The 17,326-nt window shown below is 55.5% G+C and carries 13 protein-coding genes; 5 read left to right on the plus strand and 8 right to left on the minus strand.

The annotated features are described in order from the left end of the window. Positions 1-32: 32 nt before the first annotated feature. Complete coding sequence (gene hemL / locus ABLU80_RS09695; RefSeq protein WP_032709909.1) at positions 33-1,313, minus strand: glutamate-1-semialdehyde 2,1-aminomutase; 1,281 nt, start codon at positions 1,311-1,313, stop codon at positions 33-35. A gap of 179 nt (positions 1,314-1,492) precedes the next feature. On the opposite strand from hemL, the gene clcA reads away from it, so the two are divergent. After that, on the plus strand, positions 1,493-2,911 hold the full coding sequence (gene clcA, locus ABLU80_RS09700; protein WP_015368182.1) for a H(+)/Cl(-) exchange transporter ClcA: 1,419 nt from the start codon (positions 1,493-1,495) through the stop codon (positions 2,909-2,911). Between the two features lie 81 nt (positions 2,912-2,992). Then, positions 2,993-3,337, plus strand: a complete 345-nt coding sequence (gene erpA / locus ABLU80_RS09705) for an iron-sulfur cluster insertion protein ErpA (protein WP_045359028.1) — start codon at positions 2,993-2,995, stop codon at positions 3,335-3,337. A gap of 78 nt (positions 3,338-3,415) precedes the next feature. Here the strand turns inward: erpA and ABLU80_RS09710 are convergent, their stop codons facing one another. The 3 genes from ABLU80_RS09710 to mtnN are packed head-to-tail and all read right to left on the minus strand — an operon-like array spanning position 3,416 to position 5,568. Continuing rightward, positions 3,416-4,042 carry a TRIC cation channel family protein gene (locus ABLU80_RS09710; RefSeq protein ID WP_032709911.1) on the minus strand — a complete coding sequence of 209 codons (627 nt, stop codon included), beginning with the start codon at positions 4,040-4,042 and terminating at the stop codon, positions 3,416-3,418. A gap of 34 nt (positions 4,043-4,076) precedes the next feature. Further along, on the minus strand, positions 4,077-4,877 hold the full coding sequence (gene btuF / locus ABLU80_RS09715; RefSeq protein WP_348849936.1) for a vitamin B12 ABC transporter substrate-binding protein BtuF: 801 nt from the start codon (positions 4,875-4,877) through the stop codon (positions 4,077-4,079). Further along, positions 4,870-5,568 carry a 5'-methylthioadenosine/S-adenosylhomocysteine nucleosidase gene (gene mtnN / locus ABLU80_RS09720; RefSeq protein WP_015704439.1) on the minus strand — a complete coding sequence of 233 codons (699 nt, stop codon included), beginning with the start codon at positions 5,566-5,568 and terminating at the stop codon, positions 4,870-4,872. The genes btuF and mtnN overlap by 8 nt, the downstream gene beginning before the upstream one ends. Before the next feature lie 83 nt (positions 5,569-5,651). Here mtnN and dgt point away from each other — a divergent pair, with 83 nt between their 5' ends. From dgt to ABLU80_RS09735, 3 genes are all read left to right on the plus strand, one after another. Continuing rightward, positions 5,652-7,166, plus strand: a complete 1,515-nt coding sequence (dgt, locus tag ABLU80_RS09725; RefSeq protein WP_032716046.1) for a dGTPase — start codon at positions 5,652-5,654, stop codon at positions 7,164-7,166. Positions 7,167-7,307: 141 nt separating this feature from the next. Then, positions 7,308-8,741 (plus strand): serine endoprotease DegP, encoded by a 1,434-nt coding sequence (degP, locus tag ABLU80_RS09730; RefSeq protein ID WP_015704441.1) that lies wholly within the window; start codon positions 7,308-7,310, stop codon positions 8,739-8,741. Positions 8,742-8,917: 176 nt separating this feature from the next. After that, positions 8,918-10,075, plus strand: coding sequence for a CdaR family transcriptional regulator (locus ABLU80_RS09735; protein ID WP_015368175.1), 1,158 nt, complete (start codon positions 8,918-8,920; stop codon positions 10,073-10,075). Between the two features lie 36 nt (positions 10,076-10,111). On the opposite strand, the gene ABLU80_RS09740 is transcribed toward ABLU80_RS09735, so the two are convergent. The 4 genes from ABLU80_RS09740 to glnD form a co-directional block, all read right to left on the minus strand. After that, complete coding sequence (locus tag ABLU80_RS09740) at positions 10,112-13,099, minus strand: putative mucin/carbohydrate-binding domain-containing protein (protein WP_348849937.1); 2,988 nt, start codon at positions 13,097-13,099, stop codon at positions 10,112-10,114. A gap of 198 nt (positions 13,100-13,297) precedes the next feature. Continuing rightward, positions 13,298-13,684, minus strand: a complete 387-nt coding sequence (locus tag ABLU80_RS09745) for a DUF3461 family protein (RefSeq protein ID WP_015368173.1) — start codon at positions 13,682-13,684, stop codon at positions 13,298-13,300. Between the two features lie 107 nt (positions 13,685-13,791). Continuing rightward, entirely contained in the window at positions 13,792-14,616 is an 825-nt protein-coding gene (gene dapD / locus ABLU80_RS09750) for a 2,3,4,5-tetrahydropyridine-2,6-dicarboxylate N-succinyltransferase (RefSeq protein ID WP_015368172.1), read from the minus strand. A 31-nt stretch (positions 14,617-14,647) separates the two neighbouring features. Next, positions 14,648-17,311, minus strand: a complete 2,664-nt coding sequence (gene glnD, locus ABLU80_RS09755; protein ID WP_047079936.1) for a bifunctional uridylyltransferase/uridylyl-removing protein GlnD — start codon at positions 17,309-17,311, stop codon at positions 14,648-14,650. Positions 17,312-17,326: the final 15 nt, after the last annotated feature.

The raw sequence follows: 17,326 nt of genomic DNA on the forward strand, positions 1-17,326 counted from the left end.
AAAATCCCTGCGCCACCAGGCATTCAACTACCTTACAGCTTGGCAAACACCCGACGCGCGGCATCGATAGTGTTGTTGATATCCGCTTCGCTATGGGCGACGGACATAAAGCCGGCTTCAAACGCTGACGGGGCGAGGTAAACCCCTTCTTCCAGCATCAGGTGGAAGAAACGCTTGAAACGTTCAACATCGCACTTCACCACATCCTGATAGCAGGTGACGGTTTCGGCTTCGGTAAAGAAGATGCCGAACATGCCGCCGACATTATTCACCACCAGCGGGATCCCGGTTTCGCGCGCCGCGTTCAGCAGGCCATCCGCCAGTTGATTGGTCAGCTCGGTCAGGGTTTCATGCACGCCCGGCTGCGCCACTTCGCTTAAGCAGGCGAAGCCTGCGGCCATGGCGATAGGGTTGCCTGACAGCGTACCGGCCTGGTATACCGGACCGGTCGGCGCCAGCGCGTCCATGACCTCGCGGCGACCGCCGAAAGCGCCCACCGGCATACCGCCGCCGATGATTTTACCCAGACAGGTCAGATCCGGCTCCACGCCGTAATAAGACTGGGCGCCCGCCAGCGCGACGCGGAAGCCGGTCATCACTTCGTCAATAATCAGCAACGCGCCAAACTCGTCGCACAGCGCGCGCAGGCCCGGCAGGAACTCCGGCTGCGGCGGAATGCAGTTCATATTACCGGCCACTGGTTCGACGATGATACAGGCGATATCCTGCGGATACTGTTCAAACGCCGCGCGTACCGAGGCAAGATCGTTATAGGTACAGGTCAGAGTATGCTTAGCGAAATCCGCCGGTACGCCCGGCGAGTTCGGCTGGCCGAGAGTCAGCGCGCCGGAGCCGGCTTTCACCAGCAGGCAGTCGGCGTGACCGTGGTAGCATCCTTCGAACTTGATGATTTTGTCGCGGCCGGTGAAGCCGCGTGCCAGGCGAATGGCGCTCATGGTGGCTTCGGTGCCGGAGTTTACCATGCGCACCATATCCATGGTCGGCACCAGTTCAGTAACCAGTTCCGCCATTTTGACTTCCATTTCGGTTGGCGCGCCGAAGCTTAACCCGCGCTCTGCCGCTTCAATCACCGCGTTACGAATGGCCGGATGGTTGTGACCCAGCACCATTGGGCCCCAGGAACCGACATAATCGATATAAGCTTTACCATCGACATCGTACAGGTAGGCGCCATCCGCACGTTCAATAAACAGCGGGGTGCCGCCGACGCCAGTAAAGGCGCGGACCGGCGAGTTGACGCCGCCGGGGATAAGTTCGCGGGCGGCGTTATACAGATTTTCAGATTTGCTCATGGCCAGGATCCTGGTTCGTGAATAAAGTTATCGGGCTATTCTAAGTTATTCCATGAAGGTTATGAAAGTTTTGCCCAATTGAAACATTAAGCGGACGAAACAATTTTTTGGCGACGCGCGGCGCGGAGGCGGCTAGAATGCCTCTCTTCTCATTTGTATTACCAATAAATGATAATGGCATGAAAGCAGAAACTCCCTCTTTTGAAGCACATCAGTTTGTTCGCGTGCGCCGTAGTGATGCGGTCCGCCGTTTGATTCAACGCGACAAAACGCCGTTGGCGGTATTGTTGATGGCGGCGGTGGTCGGCACGCTGGCCGGGCTGGTGGGCGTGGCGTTTGAAAAGAGCGTGAACTGGGTGCAGAACCAGCGAATTGGCGCCCTGGTGCAGGTGGCGGACCACTGGTACCTCGTCTGGCCGCTGGCCTTCATTCTGTCGGGGCTGCTGGCGATGGTTGGCTATTTTCTGGTGCGCCGCTTTGCGCCGGAGGCCGGCGGTTCCGGGATCCCGGAAATCGAAGGCGCGCTGGAAGAGTTGCGCCCGGTACGCTGGTGGCGCGTGCTACCGGTAAAATTCATCGGTGGTATGGGGACGCTGGGCGCCGGGATGGTGCTGGGGCGCGAAGGGCCGATGGTGCAGCTTGGCGGCAATATCGGGCGCATGGTGGTGGATGTGTTTCGTCTGCGCAGCCCGGAAGCGCGGCACACGCTGTTGGCCACCGGCGCGGCATCAGGCCTCTCCGCGGCCTTCAACGCGCCGCTGGCGGGCATCCTTTTTATCATCGAAGAGATGCGCCCGCAGTTCCGCTACAATCTGATTTCGATTAAAGCCGTGTTTACCGGCGTGATCATGTCGAGCATCGTGTTTCGTATTTTTAACGGCGAAGGGGCGATTATCGAAGTCGGCAAGTTGAGCAATGCGCCGGTGAATACCCTGTGGCTGTATCTGGTGCTGGGCATGATCTTTGGCTGTTTCGGGCCATTGTTTAATGCTCTGGTGCTGCGGACGCAGGATATGTTCCAGCGCTTCCACGGCGGCAATATCAAAAAATGGGTGTTGATTGGCGGGCTTATCGGCGGCCTTTGCGGCCTGCTGGGCCTGATGCAGCCAACGGCGGTAGGCGGCGGTTTTAACCTTATCCCGATCGCTGCTGCCGGTAACTTCTCGGTTGGGCTGCTGCTGTTCATCTTTATTGCTCGCGTCATTACCACGCTGCTGTGCTTCTCTTCCGGCGCGCCGGGAGGGATTTTCGCCCCGATGCTGGCGCTGGGGACGCTGCTGGGAACGGCATTCGGCATGGCTGCCATCCCGCTGTTTCCCTCCTATCATCTGGATGCCGGTACCTTCGCTATCGCCGGGATGGGGGCGTTGCTGGCGGCTTCGGTACGCGCGCCACTCACCGGAATTGTGCTGGTGCTGGAGATGACCGATAACTATCAGCTCATTTTGCCAATGATTATTACCTGCCTTGGGGCAACACTATTGGCGCAGTTCCTCGGAGGTAAGCCTTTGTATTCGACCATTCTGCAGCGTACCCTGGCGAAACAGAAGGCCGAAGAGGCGGCGAAAGCGCAGCAGGTACCCCGGGAGAATACTTGAACGATTTACCAGGGTATTAGATAATGGCTCAAAAGGCCCGGTTATTCTTTAATCGGCCGGAAGTATCAATGGGAGCAAAAAATGAGTGATGACGTAGCGTTGCCGCTGGAGTTCACCGAAGCCGCAGCGAACAAAGTAAAACATCTGATTGCGGATGAAGATAATCCGAACCTGAAACTGCGCGTGTACATCACCGGCGGCGGTTGCAGCGGTTTCCAGTATGGCTTCACCTTTGACGATCAGATCAACGAAGGCGATATGACCATCGAGAAACAGGGCGTCGGCCTGGTGGTTGACCCGATGAGCCTGCAGTATCTGGTTGGCGGCTCCGTTGATTATACCGAAGGTCTGGAAGGGTCACGTTTCATCGTGACTAACCCGAACGCGAAAAGCACCTGCGGCTGCGGCTCCTCGTTCAGCGTTTAACGCAAGCGAATCCAGCTCTCTCCCACAAAGAGAGCGGCAAACACGAAAAACGGTAACCTCAAGGTTACCGTTTTGCTTTTATGACCGTCCGTTATCATCCAACGCAAAGGTCGGTAGCTTCAGGTGCCAGCGAATCGCCGCCAGACGTATCCCCAGCGTCACCACCATGCCTAACATCGCCGAGTTTTCCAGCGACAGCTGAAAGGTATAGTGCGCCGTCGCGTGCACGATACCGCCGACAATGCAGGCGGTGGCGTAGATTTCGGTGCGCAGAATCATCGGAACTTCTCGCGCCAGCACGTCGCGGATAATCCCGCCGCCGACGCCGGTGACCACGCCCATGCAGATCGCTACCAGCGGGCCGGTATGGGCAATAAAGGCTTTATTCACGCCGATGCCCACAAACACCGCCAGGCCGACGGCATCCAGCACCGGCAGTACCCATTTCGGCATGCGCCGCGGCTGGCGGACCAGTAGAATCGTTAACATACTGGTGACCATCGCTACCACCAGATCGGTAGGATCCTTAACCCAGAACACCGGGCCATTGGCCAGCGCCATATCGCGGATGGTTCCGCCGCCCACGGCGGTAACCACGCCTAATACCAGCACCCCGAAAGGGTCCATGCGTAATTTTCCTGCCAGCAATACGCCGGAGATAGCAAATACGGCTGTGCCAATAATATCCAGCCAATAGACAAGCATCGTCAGTTCCCGCTAAAAGCCTGCTGCCAGGCGGTTATTTTACCTGCTCAAGCGCAGTACAGAGTTGTTTTGCGGCAAGGATAATACGTGGGCCCGCGCGTTCAAACCAGTCGCTATGTAAGGCGATGAGCGAAATTGTGAGCTGATTTTGCCAATAGCGGTCCACGGCGGGAATTTTACTGGCGTCGCCGGTGATGACGATCGCCTGCGGATGCCGTGACAGCACCTGTTCGCGGCTGACCTGCGGCCAGGGAACGCGGCTGGCGGCAAAAATATTTTCCCCACCGCACAGGCTCAATACTTGATTCTGGATCGAGGCGCTGTTGCTGGTGAACAGCGGGTTGGCGCCAAACTGCAGAAATACGCGTTTTTTCGGCACGTTGGCATAGCGGGCTTTTAGCGCCTGGTAATCGTCTTGCATCGCCTGTGCGGCCTGACGGGCTTTTTCCGGCTGCGGGCTCCACGGCGCCAGCATCCGCAGAGCGCTGATGATTTGCTCAATCGAACCCGTTTCAACCCAGATAACCTTGATTCCCAGCGAACTGAGCTGATTCACCTGGCGTTCGGCATTGCCGCCGCGCCACGCCAGCACCAGATCGGGCTTCAGAGCGACAATACGTTCAAGGTTCATTCCCTGCCAACTGGCGACTTGTTCGATTTTCGCCGCGGCGGGAGGGTAGTCGGAATAACTGCTGACGCCGACCGGCGTAATGCCGGCAGCAAAGGCCAATTCGGTGTTGGCCGGGGAGAGCGTCACCACCCGCGGCGCGGCGAAAAGCCACGCCGGGGCGAGTAACAGCAGGGCGGTTAACGCTTTCTGTAGCGACTTATCCACGCGCCAGGTTCTGCACCAGGTTTTCCACCATCAGGGTGGACTGCTTGGCGGCGACGGCGAGGAACTCGTCGAAGCTGAGATGCGACTGCTGGTCAGCGACGTCAGAGATTGCGCGCACCACCACAAAGGGAATGCTGAAGTTATGGCAGACATGGGCGATGGCGGTCGCTTCCATCTCTACGGCAACGGCCTGCGGGAAGTTGTGGCGGATTTTCGCCAGCCCTACCGAGCCGTTGATGAATGCGTCGCCGCTGACGATCAGCCCACGAACGGCGTTGAGATTCAGCGCCTTAATGCAGGTTTCCGCGGCGGCAATCAGTTTGTCATCAGCTTTGAAACCCGCCGGACAGCCAGGTAGTTGGCCGTATTCGTAGCCGAACGCGGTGACGTCGGCATCATGATAACGCGCTTCGTCAGAGACCACGATGTCGCCGACTTTCAGCGTCGGCGCCAGACCGCCCGCGGAACCGGTATTGATAATCACATCCGGCTTGCAGCGCTCCAGCAACAGGGTGGCGCCCATGGCAGCTGCTACTTTACCAATGCCGGATTTCAGCAGAGCAACCTCGGTACCGTGAAGTTGGCCGGTATAGATTTCGCTACCGCCGATAGAGATAGTCTGGCGGTTCTCGATTTTGTCGCGCAGAAGGGTAACTTCTTCTTCCATGGCGCCAATAATGCCAATTTTCATAGATTTACTCGCGATGTGTCAGGATTAGCTGCATAGTCTATCATGCGCTTAAGGGGAAGCGTATTGCTCGCGCGGGAGAGGCTATGGCAAATATTGATTTTCGCAACAAGATTCACTGGCGTCGGCGCTACCGTTCGCCGCAGGGTGTAGAGACGGAACGCGAGATCCTGCGGGTGTTTGAAAGCGATCGCGGGCGCATTATCAATTCACCGGCCATCCGCCGCCTGCAGCAAAAAACCCAGGTCTTTCCACTTGAGCGTAACGCGGCGGTCCGCACCCGACTCACCCATTCGCTCGAAGTCCAGCAGGTCGGGCGCTACATCGCCAAAGAGGTGCTAAGCCGCCTGAAAGAGCAAAAGCTGCTGGAATGTTACGGTCTGGATGAACTGAGCGGCCCGTTTGAAAGCGTGGTGGAGATGGCCTGCCTGATGCACGATATCGGCAATCCGCCATTTGGCCATTTTGGCGAGGCGGCAATTAACGATTGGTTCAGCAAACGGCTGGTGCCGAAAGATGCCGCCAGCCAGCCGTTAAGCCAGGATCGCTGCCAGGTTGACGCGCTGCGTCTGCACGATGGCGAAGGGGTGCTCAACGAACTACGGCGTAAAGTGCGTCAGGATTTGTGCTGCTTTGAAGGTAATGCTCAGGGCATCCGTCTGGTGCACACGCTGATGCGAATGAACCTGACCTGGACCCAGGTCGGCTGCATTCTGAAATATACGCGGCCGGCGTGGTGGCGGGGAGAGACGCTTGCCAGCCATAGCTACTTAATGAAAAAACCTGGTTATTATTTAGCCGAAGAAGAGTATATCGCGCGGCTGCGTAAAGAATTGGATCTGGCGCCTTACAATCGTTTTCCATTAACGTGGATTATGGAAGCTGCCGATGATATCTCATATTGCGTTGCTGACCTCGAAGATGCGGTAGAAAAACGAATATTCAGCGCGGAGCAATTGTATCAGCATCTCTATGACGCGTGGGGCACTCATGAAAAAGGATCCTTGTTCGCCCAAGTTGTAGAAAACGCGTGGGAGAAATCGCGCGCAAATTCACTGAGCCGCAGCACTGAAGATCAGTTCTTTATGTATTTACGGGTTAATACGTTGAATAAACTGGTGCCTTATGCGGCGCATCGGTTTATCGAAAACTTACCGGCTATTTTTAGCGGCGATTTTAATCATGCGCTGTTAGAGGACGACAGCGATTGTAGTCAGCTACTTGAACTTTATAAAAACGTCGCCATAAAACAGGTGTTTAGTCATCCTGATGTTGAACAGCTGGAATTGCAGGGCTACCGGGTTATCAGCGGACTGCTGGATATCTACGAGCCGTTACTGAAATTATCGCTGGAGGAGTTCAGCCAATTGGTGGAACAAGATCGGGTACGCAGTTTGCCTATTGCTTCGAGGTTGTTCCAGAAACTTTCGACCCGACATCGGTTGGCTTATGTGGAGGCGGTAAATAAGCTTTCGCGCGATACCGAAGAATATCCCGTGCTGGAGTATTATTACCGCTGTCGATTGATTCAGGACTATATCAGCGGAATGACGGATTTGTATGCGTGGGATGAATATCGCCGTCTGATGGCGGTGGAATAAGTCTGAGTTTTGTAAAGACGGACAATAAATTTTTACTTTTACCGAAACTTAACTCTGGAACTTCGCGCTATAAAATGACTCTGAGAGTGCGTACACAGCAACTTTTTCGTTATCCGAAATTTGAAATTGAGATTGAAACCTATGAAAAAAACCACGTTAGCAATGAGTGCTCTGGCTCTGAGTTTAGGTCTGGCGTTGTCCCCGCTCTCTGCGAGCGCGGCTGAAACGGCTTCCTCGGCGACCACTGCGCAGCAGATGCCGAGCCTGGCGCCGATGCTGGAAAAAGTGATGCCGTCTGTGGTGAGCATCAACGTCGAGGGCAGCACGACTGTTAACACGCCGCGGATGCCGCGTAACTTCCAGCAATTCTTCGGTGACAACTCGCCGTTTTGCCAGGATGGTTCGCCATTCCAGAGCTCTCCATTCTGCCAGGGCGGCGGTCAGGGCGCCCCTGGCGATAACGCGCAGCAGCAGAAATTTATGGCGCTCGGTTCCGGGGTAATTATTGATGCGGCCAAAGGCTACGTGGTGACCAATAATCACGTGGTCGATAATGCCACCACCATTAAAGTTCAGCTGAGCGATGGCCGTAAGTTCGATGCGAAAGTCGTCGGTAAAGATCCGCGCTCCGACATCGCGCTGATTCAAATTCAGGATCCGAAAAACCTGACGGCGATTAAGCTTGCCGACTCTGACGCGCTGCGCGTCGGCGACTACACCGTGGCGATCGGTAACCCGTTCGGCCTCGGCGAAACCGTGACTTCCGGTATCGTCTCCGCATTGGGCCGCAGCGGCCTGAACGTGGAAAACTATGAAAACTTTATCCAGACCGATGCGGCTATTAACCGCGGTAACTCCGGCGGCGCGTTGGTGAATCTCAACGGTGAACTGATCGGTATCAACACCGCAATCCTTGCTCCGGACGGCGGCAACATCGGTATCGGCTTTGCTATTCCGAGCAACATGGTGAAAAACCTGACCGAGCAGATGGTCAAGTTTGGCCAGGTGAAACGCGGCGAACTGGGGATCATGGGTACCGAGCTGAACTCCGAGCTGGCGAAGGCAATGAAAGTTGATGCCCAGCGCGGCGCGTTTGTAAGCCAGGTGATGCCGGGCTCTGCGGCGGCGAAAGCGGGTATTAAAGCTGGCGACGTGATTACCACCCTGAACGGCAAGCCGATCAGCAGTTTCGCGGCGCTGCGTGCGCAGGTCGGTACGATGCCTATCGGCAGCAAAGTCGAGCTGGGCCTGCTGCGCGACGGCAAGCCGGTCAACGTTACCGTTGAACTGCAGCAGAGCAATCAGAACCAGGTTGACTCCAGCAGCATCTTTAACGGCATTCAAGGCGCGGAAATGAGCAACAAGGGCCAGGACAAAGGTGTGGTGGTGAGCAACGTGAAAGCGGGCACGCCGGCGGCGCAGATTGGTCTGAAGAAAGGCGACATCATTGTCGGCGCTAACCAGCAGCCGGTGAAAAACATCGCTGACCTGCGCAAAATCTTCGATGCAAAACCGTCCGTACTGGCGCTAAATATTCAGCGTGGTGATACCTCTATCTACCTGCTGATGCAATAATCTATCAGCGCGCATAAGCCCCTTTCCCGTGCCGGGAAAGGGGCTTTTTTTATTCTGCCCGCAAGTTCTGTGATTCCCCCCACAACTCCATACTTCTCTGTCACGCTTTGTGCATATGCACAGTGCGTAGTTTCAGACACTCTTTTATGCTGATGCCCTGCTCAGGGGAGGGTTACATGGCTGGCTGGCATCTTGATACCAAAATGGCGCAGGATATCGTGGCGCGAACGATGCGCATCATTGATACCAATATTAACGTAATGGATGCCCGCGGGCGCATTATTGGCAGCGGCGATCGTGAGCGTATTGGTGAATTGCACGAAGGCGCGCTGCTGGTGTTGTCGCAGGGGCGGGTAGTTGATATCGATGATGCGGTCGCTCGCCATCTGCACGGCGTGCGTCAGGGGATTAACCTGCCGCTGCGTCTTGAAGGGGAAATCGTCGGCGTTATCGGATTAACCGGCGAGCCCGAATCGCTGCGTAAGTATGGTGAGCTGGTGTGTATGACCGCGGAGATGATGCTCGAACAGTCGCGGCTGATGCATCTGCTGGCGCAGGACAGCCGCCTGCGTGAAGAACTGGTCATGAACCTGATTCAGGCGGAAGAAAATACCCCGGCGCTCAACGAATGGGCGCAGAGACTGGGCATCGACCTCAATCAACCACGGGTGGTGGCGATGATTGAAGTTGATAGCGGCCAGCTTGGCGTCGATAGCGCGATGGCGGAACTACAGCAGTTGCAGACAGCGCTGACCACGCCGGATCGCAACAACCTGGTGGCGATTGTCTCGTTGACCGAGATGGTGGTATTGAAACCCGCGTTAAATGCCTTTGGCCGCTGGGACGCCGACGACCACTGCAAGCGCGTTGAGCAACTGATTGCCCGTATGAAAGAGAACGGCCAGCTACAGTTCCGCGTTGCGTTAGGTAATTTCTTTACTGGTCCGGGCAGTATCGCACGCTCTTATCGGACCGCGCGTACGACGATGATGGTAGGGAAGCAGCGGATGCCGGAAAGCCGCAGCTACTTTTATCAGGATCTGATGCTGCCGGTGCTGCTGGATAGCCTGCGCGGCGGCTGGCAGGCCAATGAGCTGGCGCGCCCGCTGACGCGGCTGAAGGCGATGGATAACAACGGCCTGTTGCGCCGCACCTTGCAGGCATGGTTTCGTCATAACGTGCAGCCGTTGGCCACCTCAAAGGCGCTGTTTATTCATCGTAATACCCTGGAGTACCGGCTCAATCGGATTTCGGAACTAACCGGATTGGACCTGGGAAGTTTTGACGACCGTCTGCTACTGTACATTGCATTGCAGCTGGATGAGCAACGCTGACACACTCCCGCCTCAGGCGGGAGTGGAAATGACGGATTACAGGCGCTGCAGCCCGCGGGGGGTCACTTGCCAGGTGACGGTATTGGGTTGTTGCCAGCTATTGCCATTGAGCGGATTAATAATAACGGAACGATTTCCCGCTTCGGCATGGAAGACTTCAATGGTATAGCCCTCATCCAGGATGGCGGTATCAACATAGTCGCCAAGCTGCGACGATCCTTTAATCGACTGGCGATACACCACCGAACCACGCGTATTGTAGACATTGACTGTGGCGTAAGTGGTCGTAAAGTGCTTATTCGGTACCACCGCATTGGCGCTAAAGGTCAACGCGCCGCTGCCAATATCCATCTCCATCCCGGCAAAGCAAACATCATCATCGCCAAGCAGTTGCCAACTGAAGCGATCGCCATACAGTGCGGTGGTCTCCTGAGTTTCCTCTTCTGTATCAGTGGATTCCTCATCCGGTTCATCAGGCGTGAGCGCATAGACTTGGAGGCCCGTTTTCACCACGCGCCAGCGGTTATGCTGTTTCAGCGTGACGGCGTTTTGGGTCGTGCCATTAGTGGCGCTGGAGCGGTATGGTTCATCATGGAAAATCTCGATGATCATCCCTTCCGCGAGGGTAATCGTTTCGCTGTTTGCCAGATTGTTGGTAGCACCGGCGTAGCTGCGTTGATAAACAACCGTATCGTCCTCGGCAGTAACCGTAATGCTGGCATAGGTATGGGTGGTGTAATACGAGTGCGGTGTGCCGGCCCGTGTCGCGACCGTCATTGCGCGTTGTTTATTATCGATAACGACCTGGCAAAACTCGTTATTGCCCTGGCCGCGGAGATTGAGCGTCACGCTTTTGCCCGTTAGCTCGCCCGGATCGTTATTATCCTGAGGCAGGACATCGGCATACGCTTTAAGCAGTTCACTGCGCCGGGGCTCTTCAATATGGGGGAGCATCAGCCAAAGATCGTTTTTACAGACGCACTCTTCCTGCGCTACCAGCGAGGGCTGAGTACGGATAGCCTGAGCGTTATGCTCGAAAATCGCCTCTAAGTCATCCGCCGGACTATTGCCGAGAATAAAGTTATACAGACCATTATCATCAATGCGCATCAGTTGGTATTTCTCACGCGCGACCTGCGTTAAATATCCCGGTGAGGTTTTCAGCCGTCCCGGCTCCATGTGGGTGATATATAAGTGATAGTGAGGGCTGAATGGAATAATCACTTTACCCGTCGCGCAGTTGGTGCCGGTCATCTTACGCTCAAACACTTTTTCACCGTTGGCGGAGAGTACACTGACTGCGGCATACAATGTCCCGGGGTAGTAGCTGTGCGGGTTGGCGCTGGTCACATTGAGAATAAGCTGCTGGTTTTCGTAATCAACATCCAGGTGGGCAAAAGGCGCATCGCTATAACCTAAAAAGGAGATCGTCACGTTACGTTCGCTGGTATCGTTTTGCTGAACGTAGTTGACGGTGACCGTATTGGCGCCTTCTTTTACGGTGATATAGCTGATATCCGGGCGATATTTTTGCGAGCGGCCTTTAGGCAGTTCGACCTGATACACGCCGATTGGCATGTCCTTCAGGGTCAGGACGTCACTATTAATCACCAGTGAATAATGGTTGCCGCAATTATCCTTGATAGCCAGCGTCTGACCGTAAATTTGCTCCGGGCGATCGATATTCAGCGTCAGGGTCAGCGCCCCCGTTTTGCCTAATATTGCCAGTTCGCTGTTATCCACCAGCCAGAAGAAGGAATCCAGCCCTAACTGTTGGCGCGCGCTATCCCATTCGCTTTGCGGCAGAAAACGATACAGCGGATAGAGCGGTTTTGTCGCCAGCGAGGCGATATTTTCCCGGGTGGCGTTTTTCAGCGTTAAACCGCAGAGCTCGATAAACGGCGTCACATCATATCCCGCGGAGGTAGCGATGGCGGTTGCCAGCATATCGGCAAGCTGATGATCCGACGGCTGGAAGCTCTCGCTATTGGCAAGTTGGCGATAGTTCTGATTAAAGGTGCGGAAGGATGCGATACCTGCTTTGAATAACATCAGCATCAGGAATTGCAGGCGAGAACGCAAACCCCAACTGGTGACCGGCGTCTTGTCGGTAATATAGTTAACCAACTGTGCTTCCTGCGCGGCCAGCTTACCGTAGTTGTATAGCCAGCCATCGGTATATAGATGATTATCCTGACTCAGCGTGAGCTGTTGATAGAAGGAAGCGTAAATATTGTTCCACACTTCGCTGACGGAAAGCGTGGGATCCTGCATAAATTTACCCTGATAGCCGTGGCCGATTTCATGCAGGATAACCCACTGCGTGGCGACGTTATCCAGCCAGCCTTCGCCAACCGTGGCGGCGGTCTGCGCGCACCAGTTGGTATTATAATAAGCCGAACCGACGCCATGTTTATCCGCCCGTAAAAAGTAGCGGTTGGCAACGTTCTGATTCCATTGCGAATCGGGATTTTCGCTTAGCCCGGCCCAATCGTTATAGCGGGTGAAAAGGTGGTTATAAAAACGGTGTAACGACGCTAATCCCGCTTTCATCGCGTTGTCGCGGTCGGCGTAGGGCAACAGCAGATTGATAACATCCAGATCCACCAGTGCGAAAGACGATTTATTATTCTCCCAGTCCAGGAAAAACGTCTCTTCAGACTGTCCTGATTTCCAGCTGGGGAGCGGTTTCGTCGCCGCGGGTTGTTGGTAAATCACGGAGAACTCGCAGGGGCTGTCGGTAAACAACGTATCGACAAACGGCACAGAATCGACGGTGGTGCTAATCGTTGTCCAGTTGGTGGTCAGAGCGCTGGATTTTTCCACTGCGCTATCATCACACATCAGGCGCAGGGTCGAGATGCCGTTGCTGAGATCGGTTTGCCGAATTTTCAGCACCGTATTGGCGGGCAGAATAAAGCCCAGCGCCTGACGATCGTGTTTTCGTCCTTTCTCAAAACCCGCCTTATCCAGCCAGGTGGCGGATTGTAGGGTGTAACATTTTTGTTCAATTTCCTGTGTCATAGCTTGACCTCCTTTTAGGTGGAAATTGAACATAAATGAATTTAAAAAAATAAGTAATTCATATAGATACGTTGATGATGGGAAATGATGTTAGTGAGGTATAACTGAGTTTTGCTGTTAGCGAAGATGATCTACGGGTGACAAAATTGAGGATGGAGTTGGGGAAGAGGGCCAGTAGCTGGCCCGTAGCAGGCGGATTTATTTGCGCGTCAGTTTTTCCAGATCGGCTTCAATTTCACTGATCTTATTGGTGACGACGCTTTCCAGATGGCGTAAATCGTCAAGGATCTTACGCTTGAGGTCGATTTCAGTACGATCGCGCTGGCAGAGCTGATCCAGTTCGTCGATGACATAACGCAGGTTCGGACTAATCTCCTGCACTTCTTTGTAGCCCTGACCGACGCCGTCGGCGACCACGGTTTTACGCTGGCGTGGGTATTTAAACTTCACGCTTTTAGCGAAGAATTCGCCTTTATCTTTCTGGAAATAGATCTTCAGGATGTCGTTGTTAGCTTCCTGGCGCAGGCTATAGCGATCGATTTCATCAGGATTGGTAATGCCAAGACTTTTCAGATTATCGTACATAACGGTACCTTTGATATCATCATAACCATTGAATAATTAACGAAAAAATTCATCTTCGCCAGCGTCAGATATAAAAAAAGCGGGATATCTCCCGCTTTTTGTTCTGCTTAGTCGATGGTACGCAGCAGTTCGTTGATACCGACCTTACCGCGGGTCTTCGCATCAACCTTTTTCACGATCACCGCACAGTACAGGCTGTATTTGCCATCTTTCGACGGCAGGTTGCCGGAAACGACAACCGAGCCCGCCGGCACGCGGCCGTAATGGACTTCGCCGGTTTCGCGATCGTAGATTTTGGTGCTCTGGCCGATGTACACGCCCATGGAGATCACCGCGCCTTCTTCAACGATAACGCCTTCAACGATTTCAGAGCGCGCGCCGATGAAGCAGTTATCTTCGATGATGGTCGGGTTAGCCTGCAGCGGCTCGAGAACGCCGCCGATGCCTACGCCACCGGACAGGTGAACGTTTTTGCCGATCTGCGCGCAAGAGCCGACGGTGGCCCAGGTATCAACCATGGTGCCTTCATCAACATAAGCGCCGATGTTGACGTAGGACGGCATCAGCACGGTATTGCGCGCGATGAACGCGCCCTGGCGGACTGCCGCCGGCGGCACTACGCGGAAGCCTTCTTTCTGGAAGCGTGCTTCATCGTAGTCGGCGAATTTCATTGGAACTTTATCGAAGTAGCGGCTTTCCGCACCATCGATAACCTGGTTATCGTTAATACGGAAAGAGAGCAGTACCGCTTTCTTCAGCCATTGATGCGTCACCCACTGACCGTCGATCTTCTCAGCGACGCGCAGCGCGCCGGAATCCAGCAGGGCAATAACCTGGTTCACCGCTTCGCGGGTGACGGTATCCACATTTGCCGGCGTGATGTCGGCGCGACGCTCAAAGGCGGACTCAATAACGTTCTGTAACTGCTGCATTGTTTCTTTCCATTCACTTAAAAAAAATACGTTACCCTTTATCGTTTGGATTGAGGGCCTCTGTCAACCGTTGTTGCACTTCTTGTTGCAGCTCATTATTAAGGGCACGCCGGTCGGCGGTGGCGATTATAAATAAATCTTCTACTCGCTCGCCAATTGTCGTAATTCGGGCTCCGTGAAGCGATATTCCGAGGTCGGCGAACACCTGGCCGACGCGGGCGAGCAGCCCTGGCTGATCGAGCGCAATGAGCTCAAGAAATGATTTCCGGTCGGTATGGGTCGGCAGAAAATTCACCTCAGTGGCGACGGAAAAATGACGTAGTTTAGCCGCCTGGCGACGCGGGGCCGGCGGCTCCCAGCTGCGTTGAGTTATTGTCTGCTCAAGACCGTGGCGAATCGCCTCGTGGCGATCGGCGGAAAGCGGGCTGCCGTCGGGTTCAAGTACGATAAAGGTATCCATCGCCATGCCATCGCGGGTAGTGAAGATCTGCGCATCGTGAACGCTGAGGTTGCGCCGATCCAGTTCGCCGCAGACGGCGGCGAACAGGTAAGGGCGGTCCGGGCTCCAGATGAAGATCTCGGTGCCGCCGCGGGTGGCCCGCGAACTCAGCAGGATCATCGGCTTACTGAGATCGTGCTTCAGCAGGTTGCGGGCGTGCCAGGCGAGCTGGTTCGGCGTATGCCGCACAAAGTAGTTCGCCCGGCAGCGGTTCCAAATCTGGTGCAGCGCCTCTTCATTGATATTGTCCATGCGCAGCAGCGCCAGCGCCTGCAGCTGATGGTGGCGTACCCGTTCGCGCATATCCGGCGTGCTCTGCATACCGCGACGCAGCTGTTTTTCAGTGGCGAAATAGAGCTCGCGCAGCAGGCTTTGCTTCCAGCTGTTCCACAGCGTTTCGTTGGTGGCGCAGATATCGGCGACGGTCAGGCATACCAGATAGCGCAGGCGATTTTCGGTCTGTACCTCTTCGGCGAACTGTTTAATCACCTCCGGGTCCTGAATGTCGCGGCGCTGGGCGGTTACCGACATCAATAGATGCTGGCGTACCAGCCAGGCGACCAGCTGCGTCTCCCGCGAATTGAGCCCGTGGAGCTCGGCGAATTTCAGCACGTCTTCGGCGCCGAGAATCGAGTGATCGCCGCCGCGGCCCTTTGCGATATCGTGAAACAGGGCGGCGATGAGGATAAGTTCAGGATGGGCCAGCCGCGGCCACAGCTCAACGCACAGCGGATGGCGGCTGCGGGTCTCTTCTTTCGCGAAGCTTTCCAGCTTTAACAAGACGCGTATGGTGTGTTCGTCGACGGTATAGGCGTGAAACAGGTCGAACTGCATCTGACCGACAATATGCGACCACTGCGGCATATAGGCCCACAGCACGCTGTGGCGATGCATCGGCAGCAGGCCGCGACTCACCGCGCCCTGATGGCGCAGCATGCTGAGGAAGAGAGTTCGCGCCTCCGGGATATAGCACAGCGGCTGCGTCAGGTGGCGGCGCGCGTGGCGCAGATGACGCAGAGTAGTGGAGTAAATGCCGGTGATGCTGCTGTTGCGCACCATAATAAAGAACATCCGCAGAATCGCCTGCGGCTCGCGCATAAACAGGGTGTCGTCACGCAGGTCTATCAGGGTGCCGCGCAGTTGGAAATCATCATCAATAGGCCGCGGTTTTTCGTTCTCGGTTAGCGCGAGGATCGCCTCATCAAACAGCTGCAGCAGCATATTGTTGAGTTCGCTTACCCGACGGGTAACGCGGAAGAAATCCTTCATCATGTGTTCGATCGGCTGATTGCCTTCGCCTTCATAGCCGAGGCGGTGGGCGACATTCAGCTGACGATCGAAAAGCAGGCGGTTATCGTAGCGATTCACTTCAAGATGCAACGCAAAACGGATGCGCCAGAGCTGGTGCAGGCACTCGTTAAGCTCGTTGCGCTCGGCTTCGGTGAGGAAGCCGAAGCCGACCATTTCATCAAGCGAGGTGGCGCCGAAGTGGCGGCGGGCCACCCACTGCAGGGTATGTATATCGCGCAGGCCGCCGGGGCTGCTTTTGACGTCCGGCTCCAGGTTGTAACTGGTGCCATGGTAGCGCTGGTGGCGAACATTCTGCTCTTCAACCTTGGCGGCGAAGAACTTTTCCGACGGCCAGAAGCCGTCGCTGAAAATATGTTTTTGCAGTTCAAGGAACAGCGCGACGTCGCCGATGAGTAGGCGGGATTCAATTAAGTTGGTGGCGACGGTAAGATCCGAAAGCCCTTCGAGCAAACACTCTTCGAGGGTGCGCACGCTGTGGCCGACTTCGAGCTTAACGTCCCACAGCAGGGTCAGGAGCTCGCCGACCTTTTGCGCCTGCTCGTCCGGCAGCTTTTTACGGCTCAGAATCAGCAGGTCGACGTCGGAGAGCGGGTGCAGCTCGCCGCGGCCATAGCCGCCAACGGCCACTAGCGCCAGGTCGCAGACGGATTCAAAACCATAGTCGACCCACAGCCGCTGCAGCAGCTGGTCGATAAACTCGGTGCGCGCCGCGATGAGCTGCTCTGCGGCGATGCCGTTATCAAATGCCTCTCCGAGCCAGTGCTGGAAGGTATCGATGTGCGCCTTGATTGCGGCACAGTTCAGATCGCCCTGCGGCCAGTTCACCGGATGTTCCGGCTGGATGGGCAGAAGAGGGGAGGCTGTGTCAGGTAAAGAGTTGCTCATCGCGTCACCATAAGA

Source organism: Klebsiella sp. CN_Kp104 (assembly GCF_040064515.1).
In the GTDB taxonomy this organism is placed as follows: Bacteria; Pseudomonadota; Gammaproteobacteria; order Enterobacterales; family Enterobacteriaceae; genus Klebsiella; species Klebsiella aerogenes.

Excerpts from the sequence above, each read along its gene's own strand:
- dgt (WP_032716046.1), top strand. The coding sequence starts at position 5,652 with ATGGCAAATATTGATTTTCGCAACAAGATTCACTGGCGTCGGCGCTAC.
- glnD (WP_047079936.1), bottom strand. The coding sequence starts at position 17,311 with ATGAGCAACTCTTTACCTGACACAGCCTCCCCTCTTCTGCCCATCCAG.
- ABLU80_RS09745 (WP_015368173.1), bottom strand. The coding sequence starts at position 13,684 with ATGTACGATAATCTGAAAAGTCTTGGCATTACCAATCCTGATGAAATC.
- degP (WP_015704441.1), top strand. The coding sequence starts at position 7,308 with ATGAAAAAAACCACGTTAGCAATGAGTGCTCTGGCTCTGAGTTTAGGT.
- ABLU80_RS09735 (WP_015368175.1), top strand. The coding sequence starts at position 8,918 with ATGGCTGGCTGGCATCTTGATACCAAAATGGCGCAGGATATCGTGGCG.
- hemL (WP_032709909.1), bottom strand. The coding sequence starts at position 1,313 with ATGAGCAAATCTGAAAATCTGTATAACGCCGCCCGCGAACTTATCCCC.
- mtnN (WP_015704439.1), bottom strand. The coding sequence starts at position 5,568 with ATGAAAATTGGCATTATTGGCGCCATGGAAGAAGAAGTTACCCTTCTG.
- dapD (WP_015368172.1), bottom strand. The coding sequence starts at position 14,616 with ATGCAGCAGTTACAGAACGTTATTGAGTCCGCCTTTGAGCGTCGCGCC.
- ABLU80_RS09710 (WP_032709911.1), bottom strand. The coding sequence starts at position 4,042 with ATGCTTGTCTATTGGCTGGATATTATTGGCACAGCCGTATTTGCTATC.
- ABLU80_RS09740 (WP_348849937.1), bottom strand. The coding sequence starts at position 13,099 with ATGACACAGGAAATTGAACAAAAATGTTACACCCTACAATCCGCCACC.
- clcA (WP_015368182.1), top strand. The coding sequence starts at position 1,493 with ATGAAAGCAGAAACTCCCTCTTTTGAAGCACATCAGTTTGTTCGCGTG.
- erpA (WP_045359028.1), top strand. The coding sequence starts at position 2,993 with ATGAGTGATGACGTAGCGTTGCCGCTGGAGTTCACCGAAGCCGCAGCG.